This is a genomic window from Sphingomonas cremea, assembly GCF_021502585.1.
GTDB classification, from domain to species: domain Bacteria; phylum Pseudomonadota; class Alphaproteobacteria; order Sphingomonadales; family Sphingomonadaceae; genus Sphingomicrobium; species Sphingomicrobium cremea.
On sequence record NZ_JAKFGM010000003.1, the window covers coordinates 465,664 to 490,807 of the forward strand.

Here is a 25,144-nt window from a genome sequence, read left to right on the forward strand (position 1 = left end):
GCCGGGACGCTAAAGTAATAGGTCGGCGTTAGCGCGCGGCGCAGCGCAAGGCTCGATCGAGCATGGCGCCATCAGCGACCAGTTCGACAACTTCATGGACGCCGTCGGCGTTGCGGCGGGTAAGAACCAGCGCAAATTCCTGATTGGTCGGAAGCTGGGCCAGCGCGAGCGGGGGCGCGGCCCGAAGCGCAACTTTACCGGCCTCAACCTTGTCCTCGATCGGCCGATCAGGTCGGCGCGCCTTTCGTTCGGCGGCCACCAGGCCCTTAAGTCCGCCTTCGGCTTGTTCGACGAACGTCTGGAATCCGCCAAAGTCGACATTTTCGCGTTCCGCAAAGCTCAGAGCAGCGGCGAACTCCGTCAGTCGGGTTTTGTCGTAGTCTACTCCAAAGACAAGCTTGACGATCGGAGTCATCGGGGCTCGGGCCTGCGTTTTGACCCCGGCGTCGTCAAGAATTTCGGCGTAGTCTGCAGGCACGCGCTTGGCGGCCACCGCGAAATCATATGCCATGGCCAAGGCACGATAGAGTGCAGCGCGACTACGGCCGTCCTGCTGCTTGCAGACCTCGGCGCTTTCGCGCGCGGCCCAAAGGCGATCCGCAAGGCCGGCTTCGGCATCGAGTTCGATGACGGGCTCAACTGCTTCGTCAATCGGATCCGGGAGCGGCTCGGGATCGGCCAGCGGGCCGTCCTCCCAGGCGAGATGGGGAGTCGTCAGTACCGTTTCAGACTCGGGTTCCGGCCCGGACTGCATCGGCACGACCAGTTCGAGTATCTCTTCCTCCTCGTCAGCCTCGGCCGTTTCCGGCTCAAGCGGCGCGAGGGCAGGGCGGATGACCTGCGAAATCTCCGAGGCTTCGCCGACATCCTTCCAGTTGATCACCCCATAGATGAAATCGATCGTATCGCCGTCGGAGCTAAACGGCATGAGGATCCCGCGGTAACAGATGTTGCGGCCACGCTGGTTGACGAATTCGGCCTCGAAGCCGACCGGCGCACGGTTGGCGATGATTTGCATATAATGGTCGGTAAGGCGCGACAGCAGCGACCGGCTGGGCACGTCTGCGATCGACTTGATGTCATCGCCAAGCCCGCACTCCTCGCGGATGGCGGTGCCGATGTAGGGTGTCGCCGGATTGTCGCTGCCTTCCGTGAAGTCGAGCAGCACCGAGTGCGGTCCGAAATCCTGGATGTTACCCGGCTCGAGGTCCTCGATAGAGGGAAAATCACGACCTTCCAGCAATGAACACCAGTAATTGTAAGCGCGGACGTGCATTCGGCGCTCGTCGGCGCCGATTGCCGATGCGACATCGGGCTGCGGTTCCGGCACGGACGCCGGCTCGAACTCACTCGGATGGTCGGAATAGCTATCCACGCGCAAAATTCCCGCAAATCTCCGTTTCCGGTACAGTTTCAACGGAAAGCGTTGCGAAACCGTTAAGCATGTTCGGCAAATCCGAGCCGATCTCGACAGGCTGAGGACAGGGTTGCCCGTGGCGGATGGCCCGTGTAGGGGCGCTGCAGCCGTCAGGCCAAGCCGCTTTAGCTCAGCTGGTAGAGCACATCATTCGTAATGATGGGGTCAGGTGTTCGAGTCACCTAAGCGGCACCACTCCTTTTTGCTGGCGATCTTAAAGCCTAGGCGCCAGCTCGCCTGCCTCCGTTGCGGCAGGCCCCGCCGCCGGGCCAACCGACCCACCCCGGCCCCTTAACGAATTGGCCCGGCTTGGCGCCCGTCGGAATGCCATCCTTCAGCGTCTGGACGCCATTGACGAACACGTCCCGAACGCCCGTCGCATATTGCATCGGCTTGGCGAAGGTGGAGTGATCGGCGATCTTCGCCGGGTCGAATAGCACTACATCGGCAACCATTCCGGGCTTGAGCTGCCCACGGTCGCGCAACCCGAGATTGCTGGCCGGAAGAGCGGAGAGGCGGCGGACAGCTTCGGCCAAAGATACCACCTTTTCGTCGCGCACATATTTGCCCAGGAAGCGTGCGAAATTTCCATAGGCGCGGGGATGCGTACTGCTTTTGAGGAACACGCCCTCAGGCGCCGAAGCCTCGGCGTCCGAGCCGAAGCTGACCCACGGGATTGCTGCCTGCCGCCGGACATTTTCCTCGCTCATCAGGAAATAGATGGCGCCGGACCGACCCTGATCGGCCAGAACAAGGTCGACCACCGCCTGCTCGGCGCTGACCCCGCGCATCTTGGCGACTTCAGCCACGGTCTTGCCCATCAGCGGCTTCAATGACGGCTCCGTCATGCTCGCGATGAGAACGCCGTCAGGGCCAGCATGGAAATAGAGATTTTCCCAATTCTTGCCAGGCTGCAGCATCTCTTTCTTGATGCGCTCGACCGTTGCCGGATCCTTTAGGCGCTTCAGCATGGCTTCATTGCCGCCATCCTGGACCCACGGCGGCATGGAAGCGGCAAGTCCCGTCCCGCCGGCGGTGTAAGTGTACATGTCGGCACTGATCTTGAGGCCAGCCGCGCGGGCAGCTTCGATCTTTGCGATTGCCTGGTCGATCTTGCCCCAATTGGCGCGACCGACCTGCTTCAGGTGATAGATTTCCGCGGGGGCGCCGGAGCGGCGCGAAATCTCGATGAGCTCGTCAATGCTCTCGAGAAGTCGATCGCCTTCAGAGCGCATATGGCTGATGTAGCTGCCTCCGCATTGTGCCGCTTCGGTGGTCAGTGCGACGAGCTCATCAGTCTCGGCAAATGTCGCCGGCGGGTAGATGATCGACGAGCCGACACCAAGCGCACCTTCCTCCATCGCCTGGCGAACCAGGGCGCGCATTCTCTGCAGTTGATCCGGGGTCGGGTCGATATCATCGTCACCCAACTCATGCTGGCGGACTGTCGTGGCACCGACGAAGGATGCGACGTTCATTGCCGTCCCGCGCCGCTCGATCAGGTTCAGATAATCGCCGAGCGTCGTCCATTCGATCGGATATTTGAAGTCGCCCTGCTGCTCGACCGCCTGCTTCTTCATCCGGTCGTTGAGCGGGCCCATCGACCAGCCCTCGCCCATTACCTCAAGCGTGACTCCCTGCCTGAGGTCGCTCTGTCCCAGACCATCGACGAGCAGCGATTCAGTCGCCCAGCTCAGCATGTTGATGAAGCCAGGCGCGACGGCCAGGCCTTTGGCATCCACCACCTTGGCGGCCGACGCCGGGCGCGAAGGGCCCGCGTAGACGATCCGGCCCCCATTGATGCCGATATCGCCGGCAAAGGGCTGCCCTCCGCTCCCGTCGTAGATCTCCCCGTTGCGAATGAGCACATCATAGGCCGCCGGCTCCGCGCCACTGGCGCCAGAGCCTTGCAGCAGGGCGGCCGCGAGCGCGGCCACCGCGATACCGGTACGCATGAACATGACAGCCTCCAGCTAGTTTCTGATCAACGTGCGGCCGATGCCACCGGCCTGAAATCCAGATCCTGATAGTCGAAACTGAAATCGGCGGTTGGCGACACGGGCTTCATCGTGATGTGGTCGACCTTGCCCTCGGCATCGAGGCCGAAGGTGACATAGGCCGGCTCGATGCCTTTATCGTAGAAGCGCGCGATGAAGGTATCATATTGGTAATGCACCAAAGGGCCGCCCATGCGCGGCGTTTCGTCGAAATTGATGTTGAGGCCCGATTTGCCCTGCGAGACGGTAATCTTGCCGTACCAGGGGTCCTTGTACTGGCCGGCATAGCGGTCGAGCGACAATGAAGGCCCGACCTTGGCCGGAGTTGCGCCCTTCGCCTCCACGGCGGCCTGTGCCCCGGCTAGCCGGGCTTCCAGGAACTTCGCATAACGGCCGGCCCAGTCGACCTTCGGACGGCCGAGATAATGATCGATTAGCTCGTTGGTGAGCCCACGACGCACGGCGCCTTCTTCAGCGTTCATCGTAATTGCGAAGCCGACATTCTTCTCGGGGATCAGCACGACCATCGTGATGAAGCCGAACACGCCACCGGAGTGGGAAACGATCTTGGCACCGCCATAGTCGGAGACTTCCCAGCCAAGCGCGTAGGTCTTGAACATCGATTTGGTGTCTTCAAAGCCCGGCGGCGGCGGCGGGTTCGGCTCGATCACCTGCGGCTCCCACATCGTTGCGGAAGACTCTTCGCTGAACAAACGGCCACCGTCGGCGGTCTTGCCGTGCGAAAGCTGGATGTTAAGCCATTTTGCGAGGTCGTTTGCGCTCATGGCCAGCAATCCTGCGGGCGTGGATGCAGCGCCAAGCTGGTCGCGCTCATCAAGCAGCTGAAGCGGGCCAAGGCCGCGTACAGGCCCACTGATACGGCCATGCGGATAGGCGCGATTGATGGTGCCAAGTCGGCTCGGCTCGTCGCTGGTCGCGGTCAGAAGCCCGGCGGGCTTGTAGACATGGTCGCGGACATAAGCTTCGTAGGTCTGGCCACTGACGGCTTCGATCAGCGCACCTGCAACCGTGTAGAGAATGTTGTCATAGGCATAGCCACTGCGGAAGCTGGTCGCCGGCTTGATGTGCTTCAGTCCTTCCAGCATCTGCGCGCGGGTCCGGTTGCTCCGCGGGACAAACATCAGGTCGCCGGCGCCAAGGCCCAGGCCGCTGCGATGTACCAGCAGGTCGCGCACCGTCATTTCCCGGGTGACCCAGCTATCATACATCTGGAAACCTGGCAGGCGGTCGACCACCTTGTCGTCCCAGCCGAGTTTTCCGGCGTCGACCAGGGTCGCAAGAGCGGCGACGGTGACGGCCTTGCCGGTCGACCCGGTCATGAAGATGGTGTTTGCATCGACCGCTTCCGATCCGCCGAGCTTCCGGACACCATATCCCTTGGCGACCACGACCTTGCCGTCTTCAACGATGGCAATGGCTATGCCCGGCAGCCCGGAACTTTGGCGAAGCTGTTCCACGCGCTGATCGAGGTCGGCCGGCGGCGCGGCGAGAGCCGGGCAGGCGGCAACCAGCGCGATGAGCGCAGCGGCAATAGGGATTCTCATGCAACCTCCACGGGTATCGATTGATCGCGCCGAAGCCGCCAGACACCGATGGTCATGAGCGGCAGGATGAACACGGCGAGCAGGATATAGGCCAGCGCCCGATAACCGTTGGCAATCAGCGCAACCAAGCCAAAGCGTTCGGCAAGGAACATGCATCCAACCAGCAGGGCAATTGCGATTGACAATCGCGCGCGATGACTCAGCTCCATCCCGCGCCGGACCCGCAGCGCCTTGGCAATGCGTTCGTTAATGGCGTGGACCGAGCTGGCGCCGCTTTCGAGCAGTGCCGAAAAGATCATCAGCTGGAACAACAGGTGGAACAAGGGAATATCGAGGCGTTGGAGCATGAAGTCCGATGGCAATGTGGCCGCCGCGACGTCGGGCAGGAAAGCGACCATGCAGGTGAAGAATAAAGCCCCCGGCAACATCGCAAGAGGTCCGGCAAGCATCCCCGCGATCACCGCGTCCCGGCTGCTGGTCAGGTGCCTGACGACAGGCAGGATTACTACTGCGCCGATCAGATTGTAGCTGGCATATATGGTTCCACCCGCCGCCCAATTGCCGACCGCGGTATCGCGCGAAAAGGCCGCCTGGATCTCGCCCCCGAACCGGCTGAACGCCAGGATAACGAACAGGGCGTAGACAGCGTAAAGGAGGTAGGAAACATAGGCGAACATCCGTTCGACCGACTCGTTTCCATAGGTCACGATCGAGATGATCGCCACTGCGAGCAATAGCGTCCCCCACAGCTCCGCAACGCCAAATATAGCAGCGCCGATCGCCCCGGCTGCTGCGCCATAGACCGCCAGTATCAAGACGATGAAGAGGATGTAGGCGCCTTCGAATATCACCCAGCCCGGGCCCAGCAGCTGCCTGAAAAAGGTCACATAATCGCGCGCTCCGACCTGTCGCGCGAACAGGAAGGTGACGATGCAGGCCAGGCTGAAAATGACGGTAGAAAGCGCCATTGAGGCGAGGCCGCCCCAAGTGCCGCTGGGCAGGAAAAATTCCGCAAGTTCTCGCCCGGTGGCATAGCCTCCGCCGATAACCACTGCCTTGAACGCGAAACCCGGCAACAGGAAGCGCTGGAATCGCGTCGATGTTTCGTGCGAGGTCGGCGTCACCAGGTCAATCCTGGCAACGATCGAGCAATCGCTCGAACGCCGGACCACCTCGAATGGGATCGGCCACCGGAAGCCCCAGCCGGTCCGACTCGGCTGCGATCAGCCGCTCCGCTTCGTCATGCGCCAGGTCCGACGTATTGAGGCTGACGCCGACGCAGCGAATGGCCGAGTTCGTGAGGCTGCCAAGCGCGGTCGTCTGAGCAATGACCTCTTCGATCGGGGGCAATCTGAAATCGGGATAGCCAAGCACATGGGTTCGGCCGGGCTCATGGCAGACGATGAACATGTCGGGCTGACTGCCATGCAGCAGTCCCAATGAAACTGCCGCATAGGCGGGATGAAATAGCGAACCTTGCCCCTCAATGACATCGACATGACCCGGCGCGGCCGCCGGCGTCAGCATCTCCGCCGCGCCTGCAATGAAATCGGATACAACTGCGTCGATTGGAATCCCGGCGCCCGCGATCATGATGCCGGTTTGGCCAGTCGCTCGAAAGGTGACGTCGACCCCGCGTGCCTCGAGGCCGCGGGCGACTGACAAGGCCGTATATTTCTTGCCGAGTGCGCAATCGGTCCCAACGGTAAGCAGCCTCTTTCCCGTCCGCTTCTTGCCGCTGCCGATCGGAATGTCGGCCGGCGGCACGCGAACATCCACGAGGCGACGACCGAGGGACTTGGCCGCTGCGGTAAGCTCGGGGATTTCAACCAGCCTGGCATGCATCCCGGAAACGATATCGAGGCCCGCCGCAAGCGCGTCGAGCAGCGTGGGAATCCAATGTTCAGGGATCGACCCGCCCGGGGTTGCCACCCCTATCAGCAGTGCACGTGCTCCGCTTGCATATGCCTCAACCGGTCCCAGTCGCGGGATGCCGGTCGTCACCGTTCCGGCTGGCAGTGCAAGCTCTCCAACACAGCGGTCGGGCGCCCAATCGCGCAACCCAAAGGCAGTCTTGGCATAACCCCGCTCGACCGTATCGCCGAGGAATAGCAGATACGGGCCGAACGGGGCCGCCGGTTCCGATCTGAGGGACGTCGATCGGTCCACTGGATCGGCAGCAACGCGAACCATTGCGATCAGTAGCTCGCAGTCAGACTAAGCCCGATGGTACGTGGGCGGATGACGCCCGTGCCGATCGCACCATTGGGATAGATCGGAGCTCCGTTCGCATTCGGCCCGACAGTAGAAGTCCTGCCATGTGCATCGAACAGGTTTTTCGCATAGGCCTCGACACTGAAGCTGCCAAAATTGACGCCGCCACGCAGGTCGACGACCGAATAACCATCAATCTTGCGGTGATGGTCATTGGCTTCGAAGAAGTCGGCGTCATAATCGGCTGTCTGCTTCGACAAAGCACGGAGCGAGCCACCAACATAGGCTTCTGTGGTCCCGCTTAGCGACCAGTTGTAGTCGGCGTTTACGCCCAACGAGAATTTTGGCGTGAACGGCAGCCTGTCGCCATCAAATGCTGCCACCTGTCCACCAACGGGCGGCAGGTCGTCGGCCAGCCGCGCATTAGTATAGGCGCCGTTGATCGAGGTGCTCAGGCCCCGGATCGGCCGCCACGTGGCAGTGAATTCGGCACCGTCAGACTTGGCATTGCCGCCATTGATGTTGAGGCCGAAGTTGTTGATCGATGTCACCAACTGAATGTCATTCCAGCTGATGTGATAGATGGCCACATCAAGACTTGCCTTGCGATCCGCTGTCTCGCCTTTGAAGCCCACCTCATAAGTGGTGGCGGTATCGGGATCGAAAGTGGACGGCAAGCCAGCGGGCGGGTTCGGTGGCAGGACATTGGGACCGCCCGGGCGATAGCCCTTTGCAACTCGCGCATAAACGGACGCGTGATCGTTGATCTCGTACCTCGGCGCCACCGAATAGGTGAACACATTGTCGGAGGAGTGGAGGTCCGTATTGATCGGCAAGCCGCCGACAAGGGCGCCAAATCCCGTTTGCGCGGCATCCTGCTTGTTGTGGCTGTAGCGGCCGCCGAAATCGAGATGGAACTGCTGGCTAAGATGGACCGTGGCGTTCGCGAAGCCAGCGATCTCCTTATATTTGGAATCGAGGCTGACTTGGGCGAGCACGCCAAGCGGAGTGGTGATCTCCGTATTCGTGTGCGGCGCGAGCGTATTATACTCTTGGAAGATCAGGCCGTCTTCATGGGTGTAATATCCGCCGACGAGCCATTCGAACCGGTCGTTGTCATGCGACGTCAGCCGGATTTCCTGAGTGAACTTCTTGTTGTTCGTCTTCTGGTCGAGAACGAGCTCATTCGGCACGCCAGAAAACAGCTCGATGAGCCAGCTTAAGTTGAACGTGAGGTCCTGGCGGCGCGTTTGGTCTTGCTTGCTGTAGCTGGTTGACGAAGTGAGCGTGCCGAAACCCAGATCATAATTCAGCAAGCCATTGTAGACCCGATAATCGAGGTCTCCGTACGGCTCAGCAAAACGATGTTGGGTAGGGCCACCATAGAGGGATTCCAGCGTATCCGGATCGCTTTCGACAATTGTCGGGGACTTCGTTCGAATGTTCTGCAGGTAGGCGCTCAAGCGCAGGTCGAACACGTCGCTGGGTTTGAAAAGCAGCGAGGCGCGGCCGCCATAACTTTTCACGCTGTTGATGTTATTTTTGTCATCGGACGTAACCACCGTGTCAATCGGAGTTACGAAGCTGTCGCCGTTGGAATCGATGAATCCGCCTTCCTTGCGATACGTGCCCGAGGCGCGGAACGCGATCGTGTCGCTTAGCGGAACATTGATCACCGCATTGCCGCGGTAGGACAGATCGCCGCCCTTAGTGTCTTCGAGTGCCACCCGGCCACGCGCTTCCACCTTGGTTGTGTCGGGCTCGTTGGTGACAAATTTGAGCAGGCCGCCAAGGGAGCTCGCCCCGTAGAGAGTGCCCTGAGGCCCTCGGAGGACTTCGATGCGAGCCACGTCGAAAGTGTCGAAATCGCCTGCAAGGACGCCGCCATTGACTAAGCCGGTGCTCGACCCAAACGGCGTCTCGTCCAGGTAGACCGCGACGGTCGATGCGACACCACCAGTGTTAAGGCCGCGTAGGATGAGCCGGCCCTCGCCCGGATTGCTCTGGTCGAGCTGCAGGCCAGGAACGAGCTTCAGATAATCCTGGAAATTGGTCGCCTGCTGGTTTTCGAGCGTAGCGCCGCTGACTACCGTGATCGACTGGGGAACATCTATCAGCACCTGCGTCCGCTTCTGAGCCGTGACAACGATCAAGTCGCCGCCTTCTTCTTGGCCTTCCGCCGTGGAAGGCGCCTCGGCGGCCGGAGGCTGGCCTTCGCCAGCAGCTTGCTGAGCCGCTAGGGCAGGCGCGCTCGCAAGCAATGCGGCGATGCCGGTAGACAGAAATAGTGCAGTGCGACAGTTGATCATCGATTCTCTCCCCATTTCCGGACGCCGTCGCATGGTCTTCGCCTGCTTTGCGCCCGGAAGGCGGCGCCCTCGCGCCGCTCCCGTTTCAATCTTGATAAGGACACTATTGTCCTGATTAGAAAATTGTCAATCGGATTCGGCGGATAATTTCACGCCGGTGTCCGCGGCGCAGCGAATGCGCTCAACACTCGAAGCAGGAATGCCGATGTGGCCGCAATCGCAGCTAGCAACAGGAAGTAAATGGCCGGGTCGAAGCGGCTCCACAATGTACCGACTAGGCCGGCTGTTAGGCTTCCGGAGAAGATGACGAGGAACCAAGACGCCACCGTCGTTGCTCCAAGATGCGGCGGGGCAAGCCGGGCAAATAGGCCCAGGCCGGTTGGAAGAATAAACAGCTCGCCGAAAGTCAGGACCAGGAAGAACAGGGCGAGCCAGATCCAACCGGACAATTCTGCGCCGCTCAGGGCAGTTACGGCCGCCAACAGCAGATAGGCCGAACCAACGATCAATGCTCCGAACGCCATTCTCCGGATAAGCGTTTGGTTCGTATCCTTGTGGCTGTGCCGACGCCAATAGGCCAGCAACGGCGGCGTCAAAAGCATCACGAACAACGGGTTCAATGACTGAAACCAGGTCATTGGAATCTGGAAGGCGCCGGCGGCACGATCGACGCCGCTGTCAGCCCATAGCGCAACCGTATTACCGACCTGCTCATAGGCCGCCCGGAATACGGTAACGGAAAGGCCAATGCCGAGCAGGACCATTATAGTGTGCCGGTCGAAGCCTTGCCGGGCCTGGGTCTTCCTTTCCGCCGGTCGCAGCTGCTCCGGCGGCAGGTGACGCTGACCCACCAGGTAGATGATCAGCCCCGCGACCATCCCGACACCGGCCGCGCCGAAGCCATAGTGCCACCCATAGAGTTCCCCGAGCGTCCCGCAGATCAGCGGTGCCAGGAACCCGCCGATGTTGATCCCGACATAATAGACGTTGAAGGCCCAGCTCCGGCGCGGATCGTCACGCTGATAGAGGTCGCCGACCTGGCTTGGCAGGCTTGGCAGGAACAGCCCGTTGCCGATCGCAATTGCCGCAAGCGCCGCGTAGAACAGCGGCTCGAAGGCCATCATGAAATGACCAAGCGCCATTATGCTTGCGCCGATAATCACTGCCTTTCGCTTGCCCAGATAACGGTCGGCTATAACCCCGCCGACGATCGGCGTGAAATAGGCGCAGGCGGTATAAGTGCCGTAGATGAAGGAGGATTGTGCCTGGCCGATCAACAGCTGCTTGGTCATGTAATAGACCAGCAAGGCCCGCATTCCGAAGTAGGAGAACTGTTCCCACATGTTGGTCAGGAACAGGACCGTCAGGCCGCGCGGCTGACCGAACCAGGTCGGCTGCTCCGTCATTCCACAATCACTTTCCCCGAACCCCACACTTCGGGTCCGGCGGTGATCGTGCCGGCCTCATAGTGGACGCTGGGCTTGCGGTCCTCGGCAAGGAAGGTCGGTCCGTCGAGATCGACGATGTCGCACCCCTGCCCGAGGACGAAGGCCGGCGCCATGGCCAGGCTTGTTCCGACCATGTTGCCGACCATCACGCCGAGCCCGAGCCGGCGTGCATCGGCGGCCATCATCAGTCCCTCAGTGAGGCCGCCGCACTTGTCGAGTTTGATGTTGACGACATCGAACCGACCAACGGCACCGGCAACATCTTCGATCGTCAGCAAGCTTTCGTCGCCGGCGATCGGAACCTTCGAGTTGTAGCCGTCGAGGTCGGCCTCGCGCCCGCGAGCCAATGGCTGCTCGAGCAGCGAAACATCCTGCTCCTCCAGAGCGGCGACCAGTCGGTCGAGCACATCGATGACGAAGCCCTGGTTACCATCGACGCCGAGCCAGACGTCCGGCCGGGCGGCCCGGATTGCCTTTACCCGAGCGATATCCAGGTCGATGTCACCGGTAAGCTTTACCTTGATCGACCGCGCATCACGGTAAGCGAGCGCCCCTTTCGCCATGACTTCGGGATCGTCCGCGCCGAGGGTGAAAGTCGTGCACAGCGGCTTGGGAGCCGATTGGCCCGCGAGTTGCCACACCGGCATGCCCGCCCGTAAAGCTTCCAGCTCCCAAAGGGCGCAATCGACCGCATTGCGCGCTCCGCCTGGCGGCATGATCGACCGCAATTCATCCCGCGTGGGGTTGTCTTCGATTGCGGCTCTGGCTGCGCCAATTTCCGAGAGCATATGGGGGACGTCGTCGCCAAGATAGTAGACTCCGCCCCCCTCTCCCCTACCCTTGAGCTCGCCATCATGGAGGGTGACGACGACGACATCCGAATGGGTGAAAACATAACCGGAAATTCGAAACGGCTGGGCCAGCCGCAGCGTCTCTACCGCGACGTCCAGCGCCAGCCGTCCCATCAGTAGTTCGTTCCGAATCCGACGAGGTGGTATGAAAGAGCCACCCACAGGATAATCACGGAAGAGAAAAGAAGGGCGATTGCCCACAGCCTGGAGAACCAGCTGCGCTTTTCGGTGAATGCCTGGCGTAAATTCCACCCGGCCAGCACCAAATAGCCGACGAAAGCGATTGGCGTTAGGACTTGGAGGGTGAGCAACAGCGGATCCAGTGGGCCGCCCAGCAGGGAAAGGGTCGAGAAACCGACTCCGATGAAGGTAACCCAGCCTGCAATTGTCGCCAGGGAAAGCCACTGCCAGCCGTGCCAGATGCGCTGCGAGCGCAGCCTGGCGCCTTCATGGAGCTTCGCAACCTTGAAACGCCGCCTGGCAATCGCTCCGGCCGGCCATGAAAGCGCTGCAAGGAAAAGCAGGCCGAGGGCGGTATAGAGTGCAGGGGCGAGCCACGCCGGGTCCTTGTACCAAGGCACCCGGTCGAACATCATGAATGGCGACACCGTGTCGAAGCTCCAGCGATTGACTTGGCCGTTCTCAACCTTGGCAGCGAGCTTCTCGTCGCTATCCAGGTCCTTCCAAACATAAGGCGCGATCTCGGCCCAGCGCCGGGGCTTGTTGCCCGTGTTGGTGACGAATGGCGCCGACAGCTTCCCGTCCTCGTCGGGACCGATGGCGATCGGGCTAACAAGGTCCAGGATATGCAGGAACTTGGAGCGATAGCCGCGGCTGTTGAAGTAGCTGCCCGCCATCTGCTGGACGTGCTTCTTCGAGGTTTCCGGATCGACTGCGCTAGTGACTGGCTTACCCGGGAAGTAGCGGTTGCCGAACTCGTCAAACAGACGCTCCCTCAATGCTCGAGGCGCACCCTCTCCACCCGCGCTGTTGACGGAAACGAACAGGCCTACGCCATCGTCGATGAATAGCGACAGGTCGGAGTGAAACAGGGTGGTGTCACCACCGTGGGCGATACCGCGATGGCCATTGATGTTCTGCTCATAGAAGCCGAGCGCCATGCGATGCAGCCCGGGAATCTCGTCCAGGCGGTAGTTGTGCATCAACTTGGCGGTCTCCGGCTTGAGAATTCCGGCACCGTTATTGAGATGCGCAATCATGAATTTACCCATGTCCGCGCCTGACGCCGACAGGCTCCCAGCCGGCGCCGGGTCGACGATTTCGAATTTCTCTGGTTTCCCCGACGCGCCCTTGTAGCCCTCGGACATAAAGGGCTGGAGCTGCTTCGGCAGCGGCTGCCGGAAGCTGGCATAACGCATGTTGAGAGGCTGGAAGATGTGCCTGTCGACATAGTCATCGAATGACATTCCCGACTGGCGCTGGACGATGTAGCCCGCAACCGCCGTCGCATAGTTGGAATAGGCCGGGGTCGAGCCCGCATCGAAGGCCCGATAGGGCAGGCTTTCCTTCACATAACGTTCCAGCGGAACAACCTTGCTGGGATCGTCATGGATGAGATGTCGAACGGTTTCCTCAAAACCTGACGTGTGCGTCATGATGTTGCGCATCGTGATCGGCTTGCCGTTGCGCGGAGGAATCTTGAAATCGAGGTACGTGTTGACGTCCTTGTCCAGGTCGATCTTGCCCTGCTCGACCAGCTGCATGACCGCAGTCCAGGTGAACAGCTTGGACACGGAGCCGGGACGGAAAAGCGTCGTCTCCGGCGATACCGGCTTGCGCTTCTCGACATCGGAGAAGCCATAGCCTTTTTCGGTAAGGACCTGACCGTCCTTCACAACCACGACGACAGCGCCTGCGATATCCCCGCGTGCGATGGCATAGGGCATGAACCCGTCCAGCCAGGCGTCAACGTCGACCTTGTCCAGCGCATGCCCGCCTGTGACGGCCGGCGATGCCGGTGCCGTTAATGGCGCCGCTACCTTCCCGACTGCGCTCGGCGGTGACAGCTTGACCGCCTCCTGCGCCAATGCAGTGCCGGCGGCGATTGCCAGCATCCCGAATGTAAAGCCTCGCCATTTGACCATCACTGAATCCTCCCCAGTGACCGGGATTGCCCCGGCCAGCGCCAGCCAATAGAGTAACCCTATTGTTCTGATTGGGACGTTGTTATCCTGATTGGAAAATTCGTCAACTGGAAAGGATTCGCTCCACATGCCGTCATCCGCTCCGACCTTGGGCGCGTTGCTCCGCGGCGTACGCAATCGCGAAGGCTGGACGCTGAAGCAGATGAGTGAAAAAAGCGGAATTCCGGTTTCGACACTTTCCAAGGTCGAGCATGACCGGCTGACGCTGACATACGACAAGCTTTATCAGGTCGCCCAACGTCTCGGCATGCGAATGTCGGAATTGTTCGCCGAATCGACCGATGACGCGCCGGCCGCGATTACGGCGCGCCGGAGCCTGTGCGACATCGACCACGCGGTACGCGTCGAGACGCGCAATTACGATTATTATTATTTATGCACCGACCTTCGCCGAAAGCGCATGATTCCGGTCATCTCCAAGATCCGGGCGAAGACATCGGAGGAGTTCGGTGAAATGGCCCGCCACGCCGGCGAGGAGTTCATCTACGTCCTAAGCGGAAGGGTTACCGTCAACACCGAATATTATGATGCGGTGACTCTGGAGGTAGGCCAGTCGATCTACATCGATTCCAGCATGGGTCATGCCTATTTGGCTTCCGAGGGATGCGACGAGGCGGTTGTCCTGGCCGTAATGTCGAGCGCCGACGAGGAATTGTTGCAGTCGCTCATGTCCATCCATGAAGGGCAACAGGCGACCAGCAGCCAAAGCCTCTAAAGCTTCCGGTCTGGGTGAGCATGAAATCGATTCCATCCTATTTTGACGAGCGCCAGTACGCGCATGAGCCGCACCAAGAGCTGCATAATGGCGGCTGGGCTACTTACGCCGAGAAATCATCCCGGGCCGGGACGATCGCGGCCGGCCTGGCCAACCTGAATCCGGCGAGGGATTTCGGGCTCGGCCCGCTGCTGGACGTGCATGATGGCGGCTATGTCGACTTCCTGCGCATTGCCCATTCGGAATGGATAGCCGCGGGCCGGGAGGGCGATGCAATCGGCTACACCTGGCCAGTTGTTCGCCGGCGGGAGCTCAAGCTGGATCGAATTGACGCCAAGCTTGGCCGCTACAGCTTTGATGCCGCGACGCCTATCGCAGAGGGCACTTGGGTGGCCAGCTACTGGAGCGCACAAACGGCACTTACGGCGCTGGCTGCGCTGCTCGACGGTGAGGCGAGTACAAGTTTCGCCCTGTGCCGGCCGCCGGGGCACCATGCCGGCCGCGACTATTGCGGCGGCTATTGTTACCTGAACAATGCCGCGATTGCAGCTCAGCGAGCCCGCCGGCAAGGGCGGCGCGTCGCGATCCTCGATCTTGACTATCATCACGGCAACGGGACGCAGGACATCTTTTACGATGACCCGGACATATTCTTCGCATCCATCCACGCCGATCCGGTGACCGACTATCCCTTCTTTTGGGGGCATGCGGACGAGCGAGGCGAAGGAACGGGCGAGGGCAAAACGCTGAACCTTCCGCTTCCACGCGGAACGGATGTCATGGGATACCAAGAAGCCCTGGGCGTGGCGTTGAATGCCATTGCGGCGCACCAGGCAGACCTGATCGTCCTGTCATTTGGAGCCGATACGTTCGAGGATGATCCTATCTCTTACTTTCGGCTGCGGAAGGATGATTATCCCAAAATCGCCGCCCGCGTTGCTTCACTCGAACTACCCATCCTAGTCATCATGGAAGGCGGCTACGCCGTCGACGCGCTTGGACTGAACGTTGAAGCCTTTTTGGCTGGCTTAAGTGCCTAGCCGTCCAGCATTTGATCCTGCCGAACGCCGTCAGCCATATCGAGCCAGGCGCCGAAGATAATCGGCATATTCGCCCTTACCCAAGCGATCCGTTGCGAGCTCCAGTTGAGCATCGTCGATGAAGCCTTCGCGCCAAGCAATCTCTTCGGGGCAAGCGATCTTCATGCCTTGGCGCCTTTCCAGCGTGGCAACGAATTCGCTCGCGTCGAGTAGGCTGTCCGGCGTGCCAGTATCCAGCCAGGCGAAGCCCCTACCCATTAGCTCGACTGACAAGCTGCCGCTTTCCAGGTAGGCGCGATTGACGTCCGTGATCTCGAGTTCGCCGCGCGCCGACGGTTGTATATTGGCGGCGATGTCGACGACCTTGCCGTCGTAGAAATAGAGTCCCGTGACTGCCCAATTGGACTTGGGATCAGACGGCTTTTCGTCGATACTGATGGCCCGTCTTTGGCTGTCGAAGGCGACGACGCCATATCGCCCCGGATCTTTCACCTGATAGGCGAACACCGTCGCCCCTTCCGCGCGCGACCGAGCCTGACCCAGCAGCTCGGAAAGGCCGTGGCCGAAGAAGATATTGTCGCCCAGGATAAGGCAACTGGGCCCTCCCGATACGAAATCCGCCCCGATGATAAAGGCCTGGGCTAACCCTTTGGGTTCGGGCTGCACGGCGTATGACAGGCTGATTCCCCACTGGGAACCGTCGCCAAGCAGACGGTGAAATCCGCCAGATTCTTGTGGAGTCGTGATTATCAGGATGTCGCGAATCCCCGCCAGCATCAACGTGCTGAGCGGATAGTAGATCATCGGCTTGTCATAGACCGGCATCAGCTGCTTCGACGCGGCGAGCGTCATCGGATAGAGACGCGTGCCACTGCCGCCGGCAAGTATGATCCCCTTCATAGTCGCTCGATACCTTTGTCTTCGTCGGGCCGCAGGGGCCGCCACCACCACTCGTTTTCGAGGTACCAGGCGACGGTCTTCTCGATTCCACTGTCGAAGTCGTTGCTGGCGCGCCACCCAAGCTCCGTCTCAAGTTTCGTCGCGTCAATCGCATAGCGCGCATCATGGCCGGGCCGATCGGGGACGAACTCGATCAGCTCACGATGAGGACGACCTTTTGGAACGAGCCGGTCGAGAATGTCGCAGATTCGGCCAACGACGTCGATGTTAGTCCGCTCGTTACGGCCGCCGACATTGTAAGTCTCGCCGGGCTCGCCGCGCTCCGCAATCAGATCGAGAGCGCGAGCATGATCTTCGACGAACAACCAGTCGCGGACCTGTTCACCCCTGCCGTAGACCGGCAACGGCTGGCCGCAAAGAGCGTTCAGGATCGTGAGCGGGATCAGCTTTTCCGGGAAATGGTACGGCCCGTAATTGTTGGAACAGTTCGATACCACGACCGGCAAGCCGTAAGTGCGATGCCACGCCTTTGCGAGGTGATCCGATGCGGCTTTCGAAGCTGAATAAGGCGAGCTCGGGTCGTAAGGTGTCTCTTCGGAAAAGAGTCCGTCGGCCCCCAGCGATCCGTACACTTCGTCGGTCGACACGTGAAGGAAGCGGAAGGCCTGCCTCGGCCCGTTCACAAGCGCATTCCAGTAATGACGCGCTACCTCTAGCAGCGTGAAGGTTCCGAGCACGTTGGTGCGAATGAACTCGTCGGCGCCGGTGATGGACCGGTCGACGTGACTTTCGGCAGCAAGATGCATCACTCGGTCGGGCGCAAATTCGGCGAAGCGACGCGCCATCTCCTCCCGATCGCAGATGTCGGCCTTGACGAAACGGTAGTTCGGCTTGTCCTCGACCTCATGGAGCGAGGCGAGGTTGCCCGCATAGGTCAGTGCGTCGATGTTGAGGACGTCGTAGCCCTTGTCGAGGACAAGGTGGCGAACGAGCGCTGAGCCGATGAACCCTGCCCCGCCAGTCACAATCACCCGCATGAATATGCCGCCTTCGAAAAATACGACGGGAGGTCCGCGAGGGACGGTTGCTGGAGGTCCTTTCGGGACAGAGTCGACGGGTCAGCGATGGCCGGCCAGTCGATGGCGATATCCGGATCGTCCCACGCCACGCCCTTATCCGCTGCGGCGTCATAGTAGGCCGTCACTCTATAGCTGACGATCGAATTAGGCTCGAGAGTGCAATAGGCATGCCCGAACCCGACCGGAATCCACAGCTGATTCCCGAGGGCGGCAGTCAGCTCGGTACCGATCCACTGGCCATAGGTCGAACTGCCGCTTCGCAGGTCCACGGCGATGTCGAGGATGCGACCGGCTGTACAGTGAATCAGCTTTCCTTGGGCGGACGGATCAATCTGGAAATGAATTCCCCGGATCGTTCCCGCAGCGATGTTGAACGATTCATTGTCCTGGACAAAGGCGACCGGACCCACTTTTTCCACAAATATTGACTGGCGAAACGTTTCGCAAAAATAGCCGCGTTCATCTTCGATCTTGCGGGGAAGAATTTCGAGCGGCCCCTCGAGATCAAATGCTCGAAATTTCATGTGCGTCCCAACTTGCCTGCCAGCCTTTCAGCTCGCACGACCCTGCGGTGAGCCAGGCTGGCCAACCCACACCCATCCTTTTCCGATTTCTTGTCCGATTCAATGGGCAGTTTTGCGATTCACTGCGTCCCTGTCACTGCGGGCAGCCAGTCAGGTGGCGTGCGCTGCTCGATGGCGACCGCCGTTTCCCGCAGCGCCGGCGCCAGCACGTCTATTGCGCGGGTTCGAGCTTCGGCATCGAAACGCATCCCGATATTAAGCGCCGCTGCGACACGACCCTCGCGGTTTCGGACCGGAACCGCGATCGAGCATAGGCCGCGTTCAAGTTCCTGTTCGACATAGGCGAAACCCTGAGTGCGAACCTCATCGATGGCCCGGCGCAACTGAGATCGGTCGGTGATGGTATATTCCGTGCGACGGACAGGTTTGCAGGCTTTCAACCAGTTATTTAGCTGGGCATCGTCAAGTCCGGCGAGCAAAGCGCGGCCCATCGATGAACAATAGGCGGGCAGCTGCGCGCCGACCCCCAACGACACCGTCATCACCTTTCGGACGGGGACGCGGGCAACATATACGATCGACTGACCATCGAGCACGGTCATGGAGCAGCTCTCATCGACGCGGTGGGACAGCTCCTCCATCAGCGGCTGAGCCAGGTCGCCCAGTTTGAGCGAGCCGAGAAAGCCATAGCCCAGTTCCAGCACCCGCGGCGTCAGCGTATAGTCCCGGCCGTCGGCCCGGACGTAGCCCAAGTGCTCCAGCGTCAATACCAACCGCCGGGCGGCAGCGCGCGACAAGCCGGATCGCGCTGCAACGGCGGCAAGGCTCATGCGCGGCATGTCGCGATCAAATGTGCGCAGGACCGCCAGGCCTCGGGCCAGCGACTGCACGTAGTCGGGACTGCTTTCAAAGCCCTTGTCGTTTTTTTCGTCGGTCATTTTCAATGCTGAAGCGGCGTTGACAGAAAATATTGGTAATCCTAGCATTGTGCGTAATACGGTCAACCGTGCGATTATCGCACATTTTCAAGGGGAGTGGATCTGGATTCGTCGGAACGGCGAGACGTGCTGCACAGCTGGTGCGTGCAAGCCGATTGGGACGCGCCGACGGTGGTCGGCGGCGAAGGGGCGCGATTCATCCTCGCGGACGGCCGCTCGATCCTCGATCTCAGCAGCCAAGCTGAATGCAGCAATCTTGGCCATCAGCATCCGCGTGTCGTTGCGGCGATCCGCGAGCAGGCGGAACGATTGTGCTACATTGCCAATGCGTGGGGAGCCGAGCCGCGGGCCGAGCTCGCACGTCGCCTGTTGGACTTGTCGGGCTTCGAGGGTGGCCGAGTGTTCTTCAGCCTCGGCGGGGCCGACGCCAACGAGCATGCGGTCAAGTTCGCTCGACAGGCGGCGGCCAAGCCTAAGGGCCTGATCTTAACCCGCGAACGCTCCTACCATGGGGCGAGCTACATGGGCATGGCGCTCTCGGGTGACAGCCGCACGAACTGGCAGGTCGACGCCGAGGCGATGGGTGTGCGCCATGTTCAGCCACCTTATGCCTATCGCGACCAGCATGAAGACGAGGGAGATGATGAGTTCGGCCTCCGGGTAGCCGATGCGCTGGGGAGATGCATCGACGAGAGCGGGGCCGGTCGGGTGGCAGCCGTGCTGATGGAGCCGGACGCCGGCACCAACGGCATGGTCGCCCCCGACAGCTATTGGCCGGCATTGCGCCGGCATACCGCAGAGCGAGACGTGTTGCTGATCGCCGATGAGGTAATGAGCGGCTTCGGGCGCTGTGGCGAATGGTTTGCCTGGCAGCGCCATGGCGAGGCGGGCCGCCCGGACTTGATGACATTGGCAAAAGGCCTGACCGGCGCAGCCGTTCCACTCGGCGCGGTGGTGATGTCATCCGCGGTAGCCGACCGGCTTGAGCATGAGATGCTTTATGCGGGCCTGACCTATTGCGGCCATCCACTAGCCTGCGCGACCGGGATTGCAGCCATCGCCGCCTATGAGGAAGAGGGGTTGATCGAACGGTCGCGCGCGATGGGCGCCGGCCTGCTCTCCGAACTTGAACGGTTGAAACAGCGCCACCTGGTTATCGGCGATGTGCGCGGCGGGCACGGCCTGTTCGCGGTGGTCGAGCTGGCCGCAGACCGCGCCACTCGCGCACCGCTGGCACCCTGGCCGCAGCAGCCGCAGCAGTTGAAGGCTTTGGTGGATGCGGCGCTCGGCGAGGGCGTATCGCTGGCCACGCGCGGCAATCTGATCCTCATCGCGCCGCCCTTGGTAATCACAGAAGCCGAGCTCGCCGATGCGCTCTCGCTGCTCGATCGCCTGCTCGCCCGATTCTTCCCGCCTGCCAAGTGAACCACCATGAGCTTCCGCCTGACATACGCCACGATGTTCAACCCGCCCGAAGCGATGCACGAGCGCTTCGAGGCCGCGATGAAAACGGTGCGTGCAGCCCTGGGTAGCCGGCATGCCCTGTTCATCGACGGCGCCGACCGCGACGCAAGCCATCATGCAGACAGGGTCAGCCCGATCGACACCGACATGCATCTCGGCGATTTCGCCCTAGCCAACGCTTTCGACGTCGAGGCGGCAATGGCGGCGGCGCAGGCAGCCTTCCCTGCGTGGCGGGCAACCCCGACGACTGAGCGCGCGCGACTGGTCCGCCGGATTGGCGACGTTATGGAGGAGCGCGTCTACGAGATCGCGGCGGCGCTGACGTTGGAAGTCGGCAAGAACCGCATGGAGGCTCTCGGCGAGGCGCAGGAGACGGTCGATTTCTTCCGTCATTATGCCGACGATTTCGAGGGCGCCGGGGGCTATGACCGGGTGCTTCCCGACGACCCGCTCGACGGCGTCAAATCGCACAATCGCAGCACGATGCGACCTTATGGCGTGTGGGCTGTAATCGCTCCGTTCAACTTTCCGCTGGCCCTAGCGGGAGGTCCAGTTGCCGCGGCATTGGTCACCGGAAACACGGTGGTCGTGAAATGCGCCAGCGATACGCCCTGGGCAGGGCGGCTTCTGGCCGATTGCGTCCGCGACGCCGGCCTTCCGCCGGGCGTGTTCAACTATCTTTCGGGCTCGGGCGCCGATGTCGGTGAGGCGATGGTTGGCGATCGCCGCACTGCCGGCATCACCTTCACCGGATCCGTGCCTGTCGGCATGGAGCTAGTTCGCAAAATGGCCGGCGGCACCTACCCACGGCCGTGCATCGCCGAGATGGGCGGCAAAAACGCCTGTATCGTCACCGGCAGCGCCGACCTGGATCGCGCCGCCACCGGCATCGTCCGCTCGGCCTACGGGATGGGTGGGCAGAAATGCTCGGCATTGTCGCGGCTCTATGTCGACGAAAACATAACCGATGTGTTGATCGAGAAGCTGCAGCAGCAGATGGCAGGGGTTTGCATCGGCGATCCTTGCCTTCGCGAAAATTGGCTTGGGCCAGTGGTCAACCGCAGAGCCTATGATGCTTATGCGGATTATGTTGGGCAACTCCGCGATGACGGAGCAACTTTTCTTTCTGGCGGCCGACAATTGACCGACGGCGACCTGGCGCGCGGCTATTATGTCGAGCCGGTGCTGGCCGAGGCCCCGGTCGGGCATTCGCTATGGAAGCATGAGATGTTCCTGCCGATCCTGATGTTGCACCGCGTCTCCGGGCGTGACGAAGCTATGCGGCTGGCCAATGATTCCGAAATGGGCCTTACCGCCGGCATCTACGGATCGAACGAGGACGTTGCCTGGTTCCACGACAATATCGAGGCTGGCGTAACCTACGCCAACCGCGCCCAGGGAGCGACCACCGGCGCCTGGCCGGGTTACCAGCCGTTCGGCGGGTGGAAGGGTTCGGGCTCGACCGGCAAAGCGATCGCGTCTTTCTATTACCTCGCCCAGTATATGCGAGAGCAATCGCGCACGGTCGTCGAGTAAGGCAATGGAGCATCTTTCACTCCGGCAAGCCGTCGAGCGCTTCGTTCCGAGCGGTGCGCGGGTCGCGCTTGAGGGCTTTACCCACCTGATTCCCTTCGCTGCCGGCCATGAGATCATCCGCCAGCAGCGCCGCGACCTTCACCTCATCCGGATGACGCCGGACCTGATTTACGACCAGATGATCGGGATGGGCTGCGCGGCCAGGCTGACCTTCTCATGGGGCGGCAATCCGGGCGTTGGCTCATTGCATCGACTTCGCGACGCGGTCGAGCATGGTTGGCCGCGGCCGCTCGAGCTTGACGAACACAGCCATGCCGGAATGGCCGCAGCCTATTGTGCCGGGGCGGCGCGGCTGCCTTTCGGCGTACTGCGCGGCTATGTCGGCGCCGACCTTGTGACCGTCAATCCTGCGATCCGTAGCATCACCTGTCCTTACACCGGCGAAGAGCTGGCAACCGTTCCAGCAATAAATCCCGACGTCACCATCCTCCATGCGCAGCGCGCCGATCGAAAGGGCAATGTCGCCATCCACGGCATTGTCGGCGCCCAGCGCGAGGCAGCGCTGGCCGCTACCGCGCTGGTGGTCACGGTCGAAGAAATCGTCGACGAGCTGCCACCGGCAATGAACTCCGTCGTACTGCCCCACTGGCTGGTCAGCGCGGTCGTGCATTGCCCCGGCGGAGCCTATCCGTCGTACGCGCAAGGCTGTTATGCCCGCGACAACTCCTTTTACCAGCAGTGGGATGCGATCGCCCGCGACCGTGCGAGCTTTACCGAATGGATGGAACGGCACGTTCTTGCCCGCCCCGATCACAAATCGTTTCTCGCAAGCCTGGGCGAAGCGGCATGACCGGCTGGACCCGCGACGAGATGATGACCATCGCGGCGGCGCGCATGTTGTGGGACGGCTGCGTTTGCTTTGTCGGCATTGGCCTTCCCAGCGCAGCGTGCAATCTCGCCCGGCTGACCTATGCCCCGGACATCGTGCTGATTTATGAATCGGGGACGATCGGGACGCGCCCCGATGTGCTGCCGCTGTCGATCGGCGACGGCGAGCTGGCCGAGACTGCCGCCTGCGTCGTGCCGCTACCTGAGATATTCAGCTATTACCTGCAAGGAGGACGGGTCGACGTCGGTTTCCTTGGCGCCGCACAGATCGACCGCTTCGGCAACCTCAACAGCACCGTAATCGGCCCATATGATGCCCCGCACACGCGCCTGCCCGGGGCTGGCGGCGCACCGGAAATCGCCGCCCATGCACGGCAGACTTTCGTCGTTATGAAAGCTAGCCCCCGCAGCTTTGTCAGCAAGCTCGATTTCTACACCAGCGCGGGTTTCCTGGGCGGCGGTAGCGCGCGCGAAGCAACTTCGGCGCGTGGCGGAGGCCCCAAAGCGGTCGTCACCGATTTCGGTATCCTCACCCCTGCCGAAGACAGCCGCGAGCTTACCCTGACCGCGCTATTCCCCGATACCACCGTCGAAGCGGCGCGCGCCGCGGTCGGCTGGCAGCTTGCCCTCGCCGATGAGTTGGAAATTCTCGACCCACCGACCCCAAACGAACTGGCGACGCTGCGTGCGCTTAACGAACGCACTTCCGAAGCGCACCGTCGCCCAGTGGAGCTTCCGGCATGACCCAGACTGCAACACAAGGATTTATCGTGCACCCCCACATCATGACCGAACTGCCCGGCCCCAAGGCTCGAGCGATGATTGCGCGCGACGCCGAGGTGATCTCGCCATCCTATCCGCGCGATTATCCGTTCGTCATGTCGCATGGGCGCGGGACCGAGGTGTGGGACGTCGACGGCAACCGCTTCCTCGATTTCGCTGCCGGGATTGCCGTCTGCGCGACCGGCCATGCCCACCCAAAGGTTGTTGAAGCGGTGCGAGACGCCACCGGGGATTTCCTGCACATCTCAAGCGATTATTGGCATGAACGGATGATCGCACTGGCCGAGCGCCTTGCCCGGTTGGCGCCGATGGGCGAACCGGCGATGAGCTTCCTTTGCCAGTCGGGCACCGAAGCGGTCGAAGGGGCGATCAAACTCGCCCGTTACGTGACCGGCCGGCCGCGCTTTATCGGCTTCCTTGGCGGCTTCCACGGACGCAGCATGGGATCGCTCGCCTTCACCTCCAGCAAATATACCCAGCAAAAGGGCTTTGGGCAGACCATGCCGGGGGTGACGCACGTGCCGTTCCCCGACCCGTTCCGGCCGCTGTTTGCGGGCGCGGACCAGGGCGAAGCCGTGCTCGATTATATCCGCATGCTGTTCGAGCGTAGCGTACCTCCGTCGGACGTCGCGGCCATCCTGATCGAACCGATTCAGGGCGAAGGCGGCTATCTGGTCCCGCCACCCGGCTTTCTCGCCGGGTTGCGTAAGCTGTGCGATGAGCACGGAATCCTGCTTATCTTCGACGAGGTGCAGTCAGGAGTCGGGCGCACTGGGAGAATGTTCGCTTGCCAGCATGAGGGCGTTGCTCCCGACATCATGACTCTCGCCAAGGGCCTCGGCTCGGGACTCCCAATCGGGGCGGTGGTCGCCAAGAAGCGACTAATGCAACAATGGAAGCGCGGCGCCCATGGCAACACTTTTGGAGGCAACCCGATCACCTGCGCCGCGGCAATCGCGACGCTCGACCTGGTCGAAAGCGAATATGCCGCTAACGCGGAGAGCGTCGGCGCTTATTTCATGAACCGGCTGCGCGATCTCGCCAACGACTACCCGTGCATCGGGGAAGTGCGTGGCCGCGGACTGATGATCGGCATGGAGTTGGTCGAGGCCGATGGCTCGCCTGCCAAGGCGCTTTGCGACACGCTGATCACCCGTGCGTTCCACCATGGCCTGCTGCTACTGTCGTGCGGCGTCAGCACAGTGCGGTTCATGCCGCCGCTCAGCCTGAGCAAGGACGAAGTCGACGAGGCGATGTCCTATCTGCGATCGGCGCTGGACGAGGCCATTGCCGGACCGAAGGGCTAGGTTG

At 61.4% G+C, this 25,144-nt stretch carries 20 protein-coding genes and 1 tRNA gene; 8 read left to right on the forward strand and 13 right to left on the reverse strand.

Going from position 1 to position 25,144, the window contains the following annotated elements; all coding sequences use genetic code 11:
* Nucleotides 1-28 precede the first annotated feature (28 nt).
* Nucleotides 29-1,375 carry a PAS domain-containing protein gene (locus tag LVY65_RS12610; protein WP_235068604.1) on the reverse strand — a complete coding sequence of 449 codons (1,347 nt, stop codon included), beginning with the start codon at nt 1,373-1,375 and terminating at the stop codon, nt 29-31.
* Between the two features lie 161 nt (nt 1,376-1,536).
* Between LVY65_RS12610 and LVY65_RS12615 the strand changes: the two genes are divergently transcribed.
* Nucleotides 1,537-1,612, forward strand: a tRNA-Thr gene (locus LVY65_RS12615).
* A 26-nt stretch (nt 1,613-1,638) separates the two neighbouring features.
* Here LVY65_RS12615 and LVY65_RS12620 read toward each other — a convergent pair.
* The 8 genes from LVY65_RS12620 to LVY65_RS12655 form a co-directional block, all read right to left on the reverse strand.
* A complete protein-coding gene (locus tag LVY65_RS12620) occupies nt 1,639-3,378 on the reverse strand; it encodes an N-acyl-D-amino-acid deacylase family protein (RefSeq protein WP_235068605.1) in 1,740 nt (579 codons plus the stop codon).
* Between the two features lie 23 nt (nt 3,379-3,401).
* Entirely contained in the window at nt 3,402-4,979 is a 1,578-nt protein-coding gene (locus LVY65_RS12625) for a serine hydrolase (protein WP_235068606.1), read from the reverse strand.
* Complete coding sequence (locus tag LVY65_RS12630; RefSeq protein WP_235068607.1) at nt 4,976-6,103, reverse strand: YkvI family membrane protein; 1,128 nt, start codon at nt 6,101-6,103, stop codon at nt 4,976-4,978. The genes LVY65_RS12625 and LVY65_RS12630 overlap by 4 nt, the downstream gene beginning before the upstream one ends.
* A 4-nt stretch (nt 6,104-6,107) precedes the next feature.
* Nucleotides 6,108-7,148, reverse strand: a complete 1,041-nt coding sequence (locus tag LVY65_RS12635) for a DUF1611 domain-containing protein (protein WP_235068608.1) — start codon at nt 7,146-7,148, stop codon at nt 6,108-6,110.
* Nucleotides 7,149-7,177: 29 nt separating this feature from the next.
* On the reverse strand, nt 7,178-9,502 hold the full coding sequence (locus LVY65_RS12640; RefSeq protein WP_235068609.1) for a TonB-dependent receptor: 2,325 nt from the start codon (nt 9,500-9,502) through the stop codon (nt 7,178-7,180).
* Nucleotides 9,503-9,651: 149 nt separating this feature from the next.
* Nucleotides 9,652-10,908: a peptide MFS transporter gene (locus LVY65_RS12645; protein WP_235068610.1), complete on the reverse strand. Its 1,257-nt coding sequence runs from the start codon at nt 10,906-10,908 to the stop codon at nt 9,652-9,654.
* Nucleotides 10,905-11,915: a dipeptide epimerase gene (locus LVY65_RS12650; protein ID WP_235068611.1), complete on the reverse strand. Its 1,011-nt coding sequence runs from the start codon at nt 11,913-11,915 to the stop codon at nt 10,905-10,907. The genes LVY65_RS12645 and LVY65_RS12650 overlap by 4 nt, the downstream gene beginning before the upstream one ends.
* Nucleotides 11,915-14,035 carry a serine hydrolase domain-containing protein gene (locus LVY65_RS12655; RefSeq protein WP_235068612.1) on the reverse strand — a complete coding sequence of 707 codons (2,121 nt, stop codon included), beginning with the start codon at nt 14,033-14,035 and terminating at the stop codon, nt 11,915-11,917. The genes LVY65_RS12650 and LVY65_RS12655 overlap by 1 nt, the downstream gene beginning before the upstream one ends.
* Here LVY65_RS12655 and LVY65_RS12660 point away from each other — a divergent pair.
* Both LVY65_RS12660 and LVY65_RS12665 read left to right on the forward strand, forming a co-directional pair.
* Nucleotides 14,034-14,681: a helix-turn-helix domain-containing protein gene (locus tag LVY65_RS12660; protein WP_235068613.1), complete on the forward strand. Its 648-nt coding sequence runs from the start codon at nt 14,034-14,036 to the stop codon at nt 14,679-14,681. The two genes, LVY65_RS12655 and LVY65_RS12660, sit on opposite strands and share 2 nt — an antisense overlap.
* Nucleotides 14,682-14,701: 20 nt before the next feature.
* On the forward strand, nt 14,702-15,721 hold the full coding sequence (locus tag LVY65_RS12665) for a histone deacetylase family protein (protein WP_235068614.1): 1,020 nt from the start codon (nt 14,702-14,704) through the stop codon (nt 15,719-15,721).
* A 30-nt stretch (nt 15,722-15,751) separates the two neighbouring features.
* Here the strand turns inward: LVY65_RS12665 and rfbA are convergent, their stop codons facing one another.
* The 4 genes from rfbA to LVY65_RS12685 form a co-directional block, all read right to left on the reverse strand.
* Nucleotides 15,752-16,621 carry a glucose-1-phosphate thymidylyltransferase RfbA gene (gene rfbA / locus LVY65_RS12670; protein WP_235068615.1) on the reverse strand — a complete coding sequence of 290 codons (870 nt, stop codon included), beginning with the start codon at nt 16,619-16,621 and terminating at the stop codon, nt 15,752-15,754.
* Nucleotides 16,618-17,658 carry a dTDP-glucose 4,6-dehydratase gene (gene rfbB / locus LVY65_RS12675; protein WP_235068616.1) on the reverse strand — a complete coding sequence of 347 codons (1,041 nt, stop codon included), beginning with the start codon at nt 17,656-17,658 and terminating at the stop codon, nt 16,618-16,620. Before rfbB ends, rfbA begins: the two co-directional genes overlap by 4 nt.
* Nucleotides 17,649-18,224, reverse strand: a complete 576-nt coding sequence (gene rfbC / locus LVY65_RS12680; protein ID WP_235068617.1) for a dTDP-4-dehydrorhamnose 3,5-epimerase — start codon at nt 18,222-18,224, stop codon at nt 17,649-17,651. Before rfbC ends, rfbB begins: the two co-directional genes overlap by 10 nt.
* Before the next feature lie 119 nt (nt 18,225-18,343).
* Nucleotides 18,344-19,162, reverse strand: a complete 819-nt coding sequence (locus LVY65_RS12685) for an IclR family transcriptional regulator domain-containing protein (RefSeq protein ID WP_235068618.1) — start codon at nt 19,160-19,162, stop codon at nt 18,344-18,346.
* Nucleotides 19,163-19,258: 96 nt separating this feature from the next.
* Between LVY65_RS12685 and LVY65_RS12690 the strand changes: the two genes are divergently transcribed.
* From LVY65_RS12690 to LVY65_RS12710, 5 genes are read left to right on the forward strand one after another with little or no spacing between them, the layout of a single operon-like run.
* Nucleotides 19,259-20,587: an aminotransferase class III-fold pyridoxal phosphate-dependent enzyme gene (locus LVY65_RS12690; protein WP_235068619.1), complete on the forward strand. Its 1,329-nt coding sequence runs from the start codon at nt 19,259-19,261 to the stop codon at nt 20,585-20,587.
* A 6-nt stretch (nt 20,588-20,593) separates the two neighbouring features.
* On the forward strand, nt 20,594-22,162 hold the full coding sequence (locus LVY65_RS12695; RefSeq protein WP_235068620.1) for an aldehyde dehydrogenase family protein: 1,569 nt from the start codon (nt 20,594-20,596) through the stop codon (nt 22,160-22,162).
* 4 nt (nt 22,163-22,166) lie between these two features.
* Complete coding sequence (locus LVY65_RS12700; RefSeq protein ID WP_235068621.1) at nt 22,167-23,012, forward strand: CoA transferase subunit A; 846 nt, start codon at nt 22,167-22,169, stop codon at nt 23,010-23,012.
* Entirely contained in the window at nt 23,009-23,794 is a 786-nt protein-coding gene (locus LVY65_RS12705) for a CoA-transferase subunit beta (RefSeq protein WP_235068622.1), read from the forward strand. The genes LVY65_RS12700 and LVY65_RS12705 overlap by 4 nt, the downstream gene beginning before the upstream one ends.
* The gene (locus LVY65_RS12710) at nt 23,791-25,140 is read left to right on the forward strand and encodes an acetyl ornithine aminotransferase family protein (protein ID WP_235068623.1); all 1,350 of its coding nucleotides are present in this window, start codon (nt 23,791-23,793) and stop codon (nt 25,138-25,140) included. Before LVY65_RS12705 ends, LVY65_RS12710 begins: the two co-directional genes overlap by 4 nt.
* The last annotated feature ends 4 nt before the right edge of the window (nt 25,141-25,144 follow it).